The sequence below is a fragment of the Anaerobacillus sp. ABD4_527 genome, from assembly GCF_056160805.1.
Genome location: NZ_JBSWXZ010000009.1, coordinates 41,777 through 52,341 on the forward strand (window position 1 = coordinate 41,777; position 10,565 = coordinate 52,341).

The 10,565-nt window shown below is 40.8% G+C and carries 12 protein-coding genes and 1 rRNA gene; 1 reads left to right on the forward strand and 12 read right to left on the reverse strand.

The window, feature by feature from the left end:
* Positions 1-241: 241 nt before the first annotated feature.
* Positions 242-2,182: a methionine--tRNA ligase gene (gene metG, locus ACXAHI_RS20505; RefSeq protein ID WP_474850905.1), complete on the reverse strand. Its 1,941-nt coding sequence runs from the start codon at positions 2,180-2,182 to the stop codon at positions 242-244.
* A gap of 534 nt (positions 2,183-2,716) precedes the next feature.
* On the opposite strand from metG, the gene ACXAHI_RS20510 reads away from it, so the two are divergent.
* A complete protein-coding gene (locus tag ACXAHI_RS20510; protein WP_270182917.1) occupies positions 2,717-2,998 on the forward strand; it encodes an AbrB/MazE/SpoVT family DNA-binding domain-containing protein in 282 nt (93 codons plus the stop codon).
* A gap of 49 nt (positions 2,999-3,047) precedes the next feature.
* Here ACXAHI_RS20510 and rsmI read toward each other — a convergent pair whose 3' ends face one another.
* The 11 genes from rsmI to rrf all read right to left on the reverse strand — a co-directional run.
* Positions 3,048-3,914, reverse strand: a complete 867-nt coding sequence (gene rsmI / locus ACXAHI_RS20515; protein WP_474850907.1) for a 16S rRNA (cytidine(1402)-2'-O)-methyltransferase — start codon at positions 3,912-3,914, stop codon at positions 3,048-3,050.
* Positions 3,874-4,173 (reverse strand): GIY-YIG nuclease family protein, encoded by a 300-nt coding sequence (locus tag ACXAHI_RS20520; RefSeq protein ID WP_474850909.1) that lies wholly within the window; start codon positions 4,171-4,173, stop codon positions 3,874-3,876. Before ACXAHI_RS20520 ends, rsmI begins: the two co-directional genes overlap by 41 nt.
* Positions 4,163-4,900 carry a tRNA1(Val) (adenine(37)-N6)-methyltransferase gene (locus ACXAHI_RS20525; RefSeq protein WP_474850921.1) on the reverse strand — a complete coding sequence of 246 codons (738 nt, stop codon included), beginning with the start codon at positions 4,898-4,900 and terminating at the stop codon, positions 4,163-4,165. The genes ACXAHI_RS20520 and ACXAHI_RS20525 overlap by 11 nt, the downstream gene beginning before the upstream one ends.
* Before the next feature lie 76 nt (positions 4,901-4,976).
* Positions 4,977-5,321 carry a DNA replication initiation control protein YabA gene (gene yabA / locus ACXAHI_RS20530; RefSeq protein WP_270182920.1) on the reverse strand — a complete coding sequence of 115 codons (345 nt, stop codon included), beginning with the start codon at positions 5,319-5,321 and terminating at the stop codon, positions 4,977-4,979.
* A 16-nt stretch (positions 5,322-5,337) separates the two neighbouring features.
* Positions 5,338-6,165, reverse strand: coding sequence for a PSP1 domain-containing protein (locus tag ACXAHI_RS20535; protein ID WP_270182921.1), 828 nt, complete (start codon positions 6,163-6,165; stop codon positions 5,338-5,340).
* A 4-nt stretch (positions 6,166-6,169) separates the two neighbouring features.
* Positions 6,170-7,156: a DNA polymerase III subunit delta' gene (gene holB, locus ACXAHI_RS20540; RefSeq protein ID WP_474850911.1), complete on the reverse strand. Its 987-nt coding sequence runs from the start codon at positions 7,154-7,156 to the stop codon at positions 6,170-6,172.
* Between the two features lie 26 nt (positions 7,157-7,182).
* Positions 7,183-7,512 (reverse strand): cyclic-di-AMP receptor, encoded by a 330-nt coding sequence (locus ACXAHI_RS20545; RefSeq protein WP_224885500.1) that lies wholly within the window; start codon positions 7,510-7,512, stop codon positions 7,183-7,185.
* Positions 7,513-7,546: 34 nt separating this feature from the next.
* Positions 7,547-8,188, reverse strand: coding sequence for a dTMP kinase (gene tmk / locus ACXAHI_RS20550; protein WP_474850913.1), 642 nt, complete (start codon positions 8,186-8,188; stop codon positions 7,547-7,549).
* A 4-nt stretch (positions 8,189-8,192) separates the two neighbouring features.
* Complete coding sequence (locus ACXAHI_RS20555) at positions 8,193-9,629, reverse strand: aminotransferase class I/II-fold pyridoxal phosphate-dependent enzyme (RefSeq protein WP_474850915.1); 1,437 nt, start codon at positions 9,627-9,629, stop codon at positions 8,193-8,195.
* A gap of 148 nt (positions 9,630-9,777) precedes the next feature.
* Positions 9,778-9,975 carry a sigma factor G inhibitor Gin gene (locus tag ACXAHI_RS20560; RefSeq protein ID WP_270182925.1) on the reverse strand — a complete coding sequence of 66 codons (198 nt, stop codon included), beginning with the start codon at positions 9,973-9,975 and terminating at the stop codon, positions 9,778-9,780.
* Positions 9,976-10,465: 490 nt separating this feature from the next.
* Positions 10,466-10,565: ribosomal RNA gene (rrf, locus tag ACXAHI_RS20565) — 5S ribosomal RNA — on the reverse strand; the annotation flags it as partial.

Below are 10,565 nucleotides of genomic sequence, written 5' to 3' on the forward strand. Positions count from 1 at the left end.
CTTTTCCGTATAGTACGAAGCAAGTGTATCAAATGTACTAGTTATTTTCTAATGCTAAACAGTTTCAATTCAATTACAATTCCGTTACAAACGACAAATAACACCCAATTTTATTGTTATCTTAAAACTATTTTTCGTTATTAAAAAGGAATTGCTGATAGTAAAAGAGAACTATTGCAAGGAATATATTGTGAAATTAAAAGTAAAAAAGACCCGGTCCAAGGACCGAGTCTTACGTCAATTATTTAATTTGTGTGCCATTTGGTAAACTGTCAGCTATTGTTGACAGCTTCAGTTCACCGTCATGTTCACCAGCGAGGATCATGCCTTCTGAAAGTTCACCTCTTAGTTTTACAGGCTTCAGGTTAGAGACGCATACAACTTTTTTACCAATCAGTTCTTCTGGCTTGTAATGTTTTGCAATACCAGAAACAACTTGTCTCGTTTCATAACCAAGGTCTAATTGAAGTTTAAGAAGTTTATTCGCTTTCTTGACAGGTTCAGCTTCTAATACCTGTGCAACACGAAGGTCTACTTTCGTAAAATCTTCAATCGTTATTTCGTCTAGGTCAGGTTTCTCGACAGCTGGTGCTTCCTTAACTTGATTGCCGCCCATCTCTTCGACAATGTGTGCTACTTCTTCATCACGGTCGAGGCGAGGGAATAATGGTGTACCTTTTTGAACCTTAGTACCACCATAACCAGGTTTGAACGTAAGAGAATCCCAGCTCGTACGCTCTCCTTCTTCAATCCCAAGCTGAGTCCAAATTTTCTTAGGCGTCTGAGTTAAGAATGGTTGAAGCATAATCGCAACCTGTCTCAATGACTCAGCAAGGTGAACCATAACAGCTCCAAGCTTCTCTTTATTTGAATCATCCTTTGCAAGCACCCATGGCTGTGTTTCATCGATATACTTATTCGTACGGCTGATGAGTTGCCAAATGGACGTCAATGCTACTGAGAACTCCATATTATCAAGAGATTGCTCAACCTTCTCTACCGTTTGTTCAACTAGTGCTACAAGGTTGTCATCAAATTCCGTTACAGACCCGCTATACGTTGGAACTTGTCCATCAAAATATTTATCGATCATCGCCACCGTGCGATTTAAAAGGTTCCCTAAATCATTAGCTAGGTCATGGTTGATACGTTCCACGAAGCTTTCAGGAGTGAAAACTCCATCTGATCCGAATGGAACTTCACGCAGTAAATAGTAACGTAGAGCATCAAGTCCGTAGCGATCGATCAACGTGACAGGGTCAACCACATTTCCTTTTGACTTTGACATCTTGCCATCCTTCATGAGGAGCCAACCGTGCGCGAATACCTTTTTCGGTAAAGGAAGCTCAAGAGACATGAGCATGATCGGCCAATAAATCGTATGGAAGCGAACGATTTCTTTTCCTACTAGGTGAACATCGGCTGGCCAGAACTTATTGTATAGCTCCTCATCGTCTGTTCCATAACCAAGGGAGGTGATGTAATTCGATAGAGCATCGATCCAAACATAAATGACATGCTTAGGATCGCCCGGGACTTTAACACCCCAGTCGAAAGAAGTTCTTGAAACGGCAAGATCTTCAAGTCCAGGTTTAATGAAATTATTTACCATTTCGTTTTTCCGAGACTCGGGCTGAATAAATTCAGGGTTATCTTCGTAGAATTTCAAAAGTCGATCTGAATATTTACCCATTTTAAAGAAGTACGATTCTTCCTTAACTTTTTCTACTTCTCTACCGCAGTCAGGACACTTTCCGTCAACTAACTGGCGCTCAGTAAAGAAGGATTCACAAGGCGTACAGTACCAGCCTTCATATTGATCAAGGTAGATATCACCTTTCTCGTACATCTTTTGAAAGATCTTCTCGACAACTTTCTCGTGGCGCTCTTCAGTTGTTCGAATAAAATCATCATAGCTGATATCTAATTTGTCCCAAAGGTCTTTAATCCCTGAGACGATATCGTCCACATACTGTTGAGGAGTAACGCCTTGCTCTAGCGCTTTCTTTTGAATCTTTTGTCCATGTTCATCCGTTCCTGTGAGGTATTGTACGTCAAATCCTCTCAATCGTTTGTATCTTGCCATCGCATCTCCAGCTACTGTTGTATATGCATGGCCGATGTGCAGCTTACCACTCGGGTAATAAATCGGGGTCGTAATGTAGAACGTTTTGTCACCCATGTCGCTTTCCTCCTTGAATCAAACCATTATCTAGTGAAACAAAAGGTCAATTCCTTTTATTTACGCTGATGATCGTTAGTTAACACTGTGTTGCAGCTATTTTTAAATAAGGGATAAAAAGCCCCCGTCCAAACAGGACGAGAGCATTCAAAACTCTCTTCATCAAATTCAATCAGCATTATAGCCTTAGCTTTATCGTTGCTGGTTAAATGGTAGTGCTTCTTCATCAAAATATACCTAATTTAAGGTAGAAATGCAAGAATGTCACTGATTCGCAAAATAGAATCGACAAACCCCCATTTTGTCGAAGGATTCTCGAAAAATATGTCGAAACTTCATAGCATGAATGGTTCGTATTTTCATAGTATCAGTTCACAAAAACCGTTAAAAACAGCTTCATATTAGGAAATATTTACCCTTTGAAAAGGATTGACGGTTATGGGAAACACTGGTATTATATAAACCATAAATAGAGAAATTTGTCGAATCATGACGTATTTAATAAAAAAATTGGGAATAGGGGAGAAATGTATCATGAAATCTACTGGAATTGTACGTAAAGTTGACGAACTAGGCCGTGTTGTAATCCCGATCGAATTACGTCGTACTCTTGGCATCGCTGAAAAGGATGCGCTTGAGATTTATGTGGATGACGACCGTATTGTACTTAAGAAATATAAGCCAAACATGACTTGCCAAGTAACTGGAGAAGTTTCTGATGACAACCTTGCAATTGGCAACGGTAAGATCGTTCTAAGTCGTGAAGGTGCAGAACAAGTACTTGAAGAAATTCAAAAAGCACTAACGAATAAGTAATTACAAAAAAGCTCCTGCGATGCAGGAGCTTTTATTTTGATATAGAGTTTTAATCGACATGATAAGCTTGATAAACGTCTCGTTTTGGAATGTTTCGGTCCTTTGAAACTAGCTTTATCGCCTCTTTACTCTTTGTTCCTTCATTAATATAGTGTGTTACATGTTCTTCTAACGAATAGCCTTCCCACCATGCTTCTTCCTTAACATCTTCACCAGATCCACCGTCTACAATCACACAGAACTCGCCTCTAACATTCGAATCCTCACACCATTCTAATACTTCTTCCGCTGTGCCTCTGACAAACTCTTCATATCGTTTGGAAAGTTCTCTTGCAATAACGATTTTTCGATTTCCAAGAACCTCTAAGATCGCCTTGATCATTTCTTTTAAACGATGAGGTGCCTCATAGAATAAGATTGGTGAGGTAATACGTGCTAACTGCTCAAGCTCGCTTTTTCTTTCCTTTTTCTGTCTAGAAAGAAAGCCATAATAATAGAAATGCTGCGTCTCTAATCCTGATGCGATCAATGCTGTCGTTGCTGCGTTCGCACCTGGCAATGGGATAACAGGGATCTCTTCCTCCACACACGCACAGACAAGTTCATAACCAGGATCTGAAATAGCCGGCATACCTGCATCACTGACTAAGGCAATGTTTTGGCCGTCCCGTAGTTTCTCTATTAACTTTTGACCGCTCGTATCCTTATTATGTTCGTGGTAACTCGTAAGCGTCGTCTCGATCTCGAAGTGATTCGTTAATTTTCTCGATTGCCTCGTATCTTCTGCAGCGATCAGATCTACTTCTTTTAGAATCTTCACCGCCCGAAACGTCATATCATCTAGATTCCCAATAGGCGTTGGGACGAGATATAACTTACCTGTTTCGCTTTCCTTGTAACTCTGTTGACTCCACATGCTCGTACACTTCCTTTTCAATCAAAGACATTTTCTGAGCTCGGGTTAATTGTTTAATGCGATATTCTTCTTGAAGTGCCTTGCGCTTCGTATCGTATGTGGCATGATAGACAAGTGATAACGGTCCTCTTCCACGCGTATACTTTGCACCCTTCCCACTCTCATGCTGCGATATTCGATGAGCTAAGTCTGTTGTATACCCAGTATAAAAACTATCGTCTTTGCATCTCAATATATAAACGATATGCTTACAACTCATTATATAATGCTTTCATTTCGTTCGTATAGTTGCCATTGTCTTCGTAAACGACAAACGGAGGAAGTACTTTTAAATCAGGCTTTCCATCCTTTATTCCTTCTATTAAAAGAACATTTGCCTCTTTATTCGCTTTTGGATAGACGAGCTGCATCCGTTTAGGTTCAATTCTATACTTCCTCATCACTGTCATAATATCCAACAGTCGTTCTGGGCGATGTACAATGGATACTTTCCCGCCTTGTTTTACAAGACTGCTGCACGCCTGAATCACATCATCAAGCGTACATAACACCTCATGTCTTGCGATCGTTAAATGTTCATTCAAATTACGTTGCTCTGTTTTCTTACTTTTAAAATAAGGAGGATTGCACGTCACCGCATCATAAGATTCGCGCTTCATTTCTACCGGAAGCTCTTTCAAATCTCCATTATAAAGCGTGATCTGATCGCTTAATTCATTTAGTGCAACGCTCCGTTTCCCCATGTCATACAGTCTCTCTTGTATTTCCAACCCGTCGATCGCTACTTTGCTTTTCCTAGATAACAACAGCGGAATAATTCCATTTCCTGAACAAAGGTCAGCTGTTTTGCCACGTGTAATAGGTACCCATGCAAAATTAGCAAGCAGGATGGCATCGAGTGAAAATGAAAACACGTTTGGACTTTGAATAATACTGAGTTCGTTCTCTACGATATAATCCAAACGTTCATCTTCGTTTAATTTCATCATCGTGTTCTCCTAACTCATTAGTGATAAATAACGTCTAAAAAAAGGTCTTTCCACAAAAGGAAAGACCGTACCACTACTTTTTATTTAAGAACGATAGACAGAAAAGGCAATCGCCTTCCGTCCGAATACTCCCGTAGTGAAGGTTGCAAATATGAAAGCCTTCTTGGTACAACCGGGCAAGGTTATCATATCCCTCACCAACTTCAGGCTTTCCGCGCTTCTTCCTGCCAGAAGACTTACCTCTAGGCTCAGAAGTTTGCTCCAACCGCTCTCGCAAGTGGTGATTCTCAATTTCGAGATGGTGATTTTCTTCTAACATCGCTGCTAGATGTGCTTTTAAATCGCCAAGTTGTTTATATAAGTCACCAATCTGTTCCTCCATTGAGCTTACTCGTGAAAAAACTTCTTTTTTCTCCACTTCCGTTCCACCTCAATCACTCTGTGGCTTGCGTAGACACTGCGCCGTCTTGTATTAATTCATCTAATGTATATTCTGTCACACGATTTAATTCGAAAAGTTCCACCTGTACAAGGCGTTCGAGTATATTTAACCCTACAACCTTACCTTTACCCTGACCTGTGTTGATCGTTTTCCCAACGTCAGGAAGTTCTTTTTTGCCTGATTCATAAGCATCGTTCTCATATTTTAAGCAGCACATCAAGCGTCCACATAGTCCAGATATTTTTGCTGGATTCAATGAGAGGTTTTGATCTTTCGCCATCTTGATCGACACAGGCTCGAAATCCCCTAACCAAGTCGAACAGCATAGCATTCTGCCACAAGGGCCGATACCGCCAAGCATCTTCGCCTCATCTCGGACACCGATTTGGCGAAGTTCGATTCGCGTTCTAAAGATTGAAGCTAAACCTTTAACTAAATCACGAAAGTCTACTCTTCCATCGGCTGTGAAATAGAAAATGATCTTGTTGCGATCGAATGTATATTCTACATCAACAAGCTTCATATCGAGCTTATATTCTTCAATTTTCGCACCGCATACTTCAAATGCTTCTTCTGCTGCGCTCTTATTATCTTCAACCGCTAAACGATCTTTCTCATCAGCGATGCGTATCACTTTCTTTAACGGAAGAACTACGTCTTCTTCGTCAACTTTCTTATTTGCAATTACTACTTTTCCGAACTCGACTCCGCGTGCTGTCTCTACAATTACGAATTCTTTGTTAGAGACCTGGAGGTTATTCGGGTCAAAGTAATAGATCTTTCCCGCTTTTTTAAAGCGTACCCCGACTACTTCATACACAAACTTATCCCTCCCGTAACCTGAGCACTAACTGTTCCATTACAAACTGCGGGTTCGTATTGGCGCTCAGACGTCTTTTGGCATCAAGTATCGCCATCATATGCTCGCTTATTCTCTTCCTTGGGAATTGAAGGGCATAACGTTCGAGCTTATCTTTATAATCTGCATAGACAATCCGCTCATCTTGCAACTGTATCTTCATCAAATCTTTGTACCAAAACAGCATAAGGTTTAGCCCCATGTCTTGCTGCGATTTCTCTTTAAAATGCGCGAGCCATTTATCATGGATCGTAAGAAAAACCTGATGAGGCCGTTCCTTCAACTCTTCAGTCAATTGTATCACTATCGCTCTTGCCTGTGCAAACCAGTCATCGGTCGCAAGTTCCTTCGCTTTTCCCTTATCGTTCGTTAATTGTGACGCTAGTTTCGCTAACTGTGACGTGATTCCTTCATTTACTAGTTCTTTTTCGATATTACTAACCGATAAAGGTCGAAACGTCAGCACTTGACACCTCGAGTAAATCGTTGGAAGAATATGCTGCTTTTGTTCCGTTAAAAGGATAGCCATCGTCATTTTACCAGGTTCTTCTAGAAATTTTAGCAAGCTATTAGCAGCCTGCGTCGTCATTTTATCTGAATGGTTAAGGATATAAACTTTCTTATTCGATTCTACACCTAAATAAGAGAATTCTTTTTGAAGCTTACGTATTTGATCTATTTTAATCGATTGACCATCTGGCTCTACCAGATGAAGATCTGGATGATTTCCAGAATCGACTCGTTTACAATCTTTACATGTTTGGCAAGGGGCGATACCATCTCTCTCTTGGCAAAAGTAGGTTTTTGCCATGTGCACGGCAATATCCTTTTTGCCAGTGCCAGCTCCACCATCGAATAAATACGCATGAGAGAGCCTATCTTTCTTGAAACTATTCATAACCATCCGCACGACAGTTGGCTGTCGCTCTTCTAATTGCTTCCAATCCGTCATTTTCAATCACTCATTCCAAACACATTTTAGAAGTGGTGGAACGCTTCTACAGGTAACACGAAAACAGTCGCGCCTCCAACCGATACTTCAACTGGGTATGGCACATAAGAATCAGCATTTCCACCCATAGGTGATACAGGTGCCACCATTTGATCCCTGCTCTGACAATTGTCCTTAATAATATCAAGAAGCTTTTGCACCCTGTGGTCCTCAGTTCCTATAAGGAACGTCGTATTACCTGCTCGTAAAAATCCACCGGTCGTCGCAAGCTTGGTCGCCTGAAAATTATGGTCAACCAGGGCATTAGATAAACGATTACTATCTTTATCCTGTACGACTGCCATCACTAATTTCATGAGTATCCCTCCTCGGCGGCGAGCATGCACCTCGTTATTTTTTGTTACTAAAATAGTTATCCCAAAGCGCTATAAAATCCTCTTTTATCACCTGAAAAATCTCATTCGCTTCGTTATCGCCATCAACAAGAGTGATTCTCTCTTGATTCCGGTCGTAAAGTTCTAGAAAAGCACCACGGACTCTTTCATGATATTCTGTGCCTTTTTGTTCGATACGATCGAGTTGATTCCTAGCAACCATACGCTCTTTCCCTATTGCTACTGGAAGATCGATCATGTAACTTCGATCTGGGGTTAACCCCCCTGTCGCAAATTCGTTGATCATCTTGATCGATTCGACATCCAAACCAAGGCCAACACCTTGATAGGCGATCGATGCATCAACAAAACGATCACATAACACAACATAACCTTCCTCTAGTGCTGGAATGATTTTTTCGTTTACATGCTGAGATCGAGAAGCGGCATACAATAATACCTCTGTTTCATCAACCATTTCGGCATGCTCAGGATTTAGAATGAGCGATCGGATCTTATCACTGATCGCTGTTCCTCCTGGCTCTCTTGTATGAATAAAAGGGATGTTTTCCTCACTTAAATACTCGGCAAGCTTTTGGACCTGTGTCGATTTCCCTGCTCCATCAGGACCTTCAAACGTTATAAATAAACCTTTCAATGCTTTACTCCTCTTCTAGTGCAATCGTTATAGTATTCCCCATCATCCCCTGGACATGACCACCTTCGGATAAAACATTCAGAAGGAACTTCACATGTTTACTTGTAAAACGTTCACCAGGCATAACGACCGGAATCCCTGGGGGATATGGAATGACTGCTTTTGCAGAAATTTTTTCTATGGCATCCTTCACTTCGATCTCTCGTTTGCTCATTTTCTCCAATTCTTCAAAAGAATAAGCAGGAGTCGAGATTTCTTTATCTATTTCTATATTGTAGGAAATCACAGGGTTCGTTCGAGATTTTAATGCGATTTCCTTGAATACTTGAATCGTCTTCTTATAATTTTCTTGTTTTGGCGCAAGTGGTAAAACGAGGAGAACGTTTAACGAATCTGCTAGCTCTGGAAAAATAGATTCTTGTTCTAACTTATCAGCTAATTGAAAGCCTGATAACCCCTTCACTTGAACCGTTACTTTCAACGGGTCAATCGTACTGACTGATGAAGTAGCATGATCGATTACAGTAACACCATCTATACGATTTAGACTTTCCTTAAACCAATCGATTTCAGAAACAATCTGTGTTAACTGTTCATGAGTTAAGGACGAAAGGTAATATCTAGCTAAATCAAGTGAAGCCATAATCGGATAAGATGGACTGCTAGACTGAAGGATTTGCAAATAATCGTTTACCTTCGAACGGTAGTCTTCATTCACAACATGCAAGTACGCTCCCATCGTCATCGCAGGAAGGGTCTTGTGAGCAGAATGGACAACAAGGTCCGCACCATGTGCGATCGAACTCTTTGGAAAATAGCTAGACTTTCCAAAATGGGCTCCGTGCGCTTCATCTACAATTACTGTAAGATGATGCTCATGAGCGAGCGCAATCACATTCTCTATTTCAATCGACATTCCATAATAATTAGGGTTTGTTAGCACTAGTGTACGTGCCTCTGGGTACATTCTTATCGCCTCTTTAAGACTTTCAACCGTAATCCCAGTCGCAACCTGACTCCTATGTTCCATTTCCGGTGAAATAAAGACAGGCTTTGCTTTTGTTAACCTCAGTCCATTTATTATAGACTTGTGACAGTTTTTTTGAATGAATACAGTGTCACCCTGCTGACATACCGCCATCATCATCGCTAGATTTCCTGCTGTTGAACCGCCAACTAAAAATCTAGTTTGTGCGCTGCCGTATAGTTCAGAAGCTAACTCCTCAGCTTCCTTTATCACTCCATATGCATCATGCAAATCATCAAGCCCAGTAAGCTCCGTTGCATCAATCGCCATCACATGCTTAAATACTTCTTCTGCCTGTTCCATAGCTGGAATGATCGCACCATTTTTGTGACCTGGCACATGATAAGATATTGGATCCCTCTTGCTCCAAACTGATAGTGCTTCTAGTAGTGGTACTCTGTTTTGGTCTCTCATCTATCCCACTTCTATCTATAAAAATATCGTTACCCATATACTATTATTCTATCATTATCTAGCAAAGACGAGAAGTAAAGGTAGAGGGATAACGCGGGTATGTATCAGTTTTATAAACAAAAAAAAGACAGCTTTTTCAGCTATCCCCTTATGCTAAACGACTGAGTCGTAATTTACGTAGTTTTTCTAAGTAGTACTGATAATTTGCATGACTTGTATCGGTTTCAATAACTTTTCTCTCACAATCATAACAAATAAAACGCTCACAAATATGAATCCCTTTTAAACGCGTTTCCTCACAAACAAGACAGATTTCTCCCTTACTCTGTCTCACCGAATTCTCCATCGTCCCACCTCCATGATAAAAGCTTTGCCCAATTGTATGTTAGATATACATGACAGTTATCATTTCTCAGCAGGAATATAAGGTTCCTTTCTAAGGATATGTTACACCTGCCTATCCCGTGTCTGTCTTAAGGTAAAAGAGATGAAAAATAACAAATGAGGATTGGTGTAGTGGTGTAATGGAGGTTGATTGGGATGGAAAAGTGCTTTTTTTATCAGCGAAGCGTTGTTTGTAACTTTTGATTTGTTAAAAGCACATTCAGATAAAAGCTTTTGGGGGCGGGAATCGGGGCGATATCCGCGAAATTTTCATTTTATCCGCGATAATCATGATATATCTGCGCTTTTCGATTTATATCCGCGAAACCCGGGCATTTATCCGCGATTCTGAGAATATATCCGCGAAACCACTTTTCAGGAACCCCTGATAACTCAACCCCGCATTCAGACAAAACAAAAAAGCCAGAGCTCTATGCTCTGACTTCTCTCTTGCCTAGCGTCGTCCTACTCTTGCAGGGGGAGAGCCCCCAACTACCATCGGCGCTGAAGAGCTTAACTTCCGTGTTCGGCATGGGAACGGGTGTGACCTCT

What these genes read in the sequence shown, in the direction of transcription:
- metG (WP_474850905.1), bottom strand. Translation starts at nt 2,182, where the DNA reads ATGGGTGACAAAACGTTCTACATTACGACCCCGATTTATTACCCGAGT.
- ACXAHI_RS20510 (WP_270182917.1), top strand. Translation starts at nt 2,717, where the DNA reads ATGAAATCTACTGGAATTGTACGTAAAGTTGACGAACTAGGCCGTGTT.
- rsmI (WP_474850907.1), bottom strand. Translation starts at nt 3,914, where the DNA reads ATGTGGAGTCAACAGAGTTACAAGGAAAGCGAAACAGGTAAGTTATAT.
- ACXAHI_RS20520 (WP_474850909.1), bottom strand. Translation starts at nt 4,173, where the DNA reads ATGAGTTGTAAGCATATCGTTTATATATTGAGATGCAAAGACGATAGT.
- ACXAHI_RS20525 (WP_474850921.1), bottom strand. Translation starts at nt 4,900, where the DNA reads ATGAAATTAAACGAAGATGAACGTTTGGATTATATCGTAGAGAACGAA.
- holB (WP_474850911.1), bottom strand. Translation starts at nt 7,156, where the DNA reads ATGACGGATTGGAAGCAATTAGAAGAGCGACAGCCAACTGTCGTGCGG.
- ACXAHI_RS20545 (WP_224885500.1), bottom strand. Translation starts at nt 7,512, where the DNA reads ATGAAATTAGTGATGGCAGTCGTACAGGATAAAGATAGTAATCGTTTA.
- ACXAHI_RS20555 (WP_474850915.1), bottom strand. Translation starts at nt 9,629, where the DNA reads ATGAGAGACCAAAACAGAGTACCACTACTAGAAGCACTATCAGTTTGG.
- ACXAHI_RS20560 (WP_270182925.1), bottom strand. Translation starts at nt 9,975, where the DNA reads ATGGAGAATTCGGTGAGACAGAGTAAGGGAGAAATCTGTCTTGTTTGT.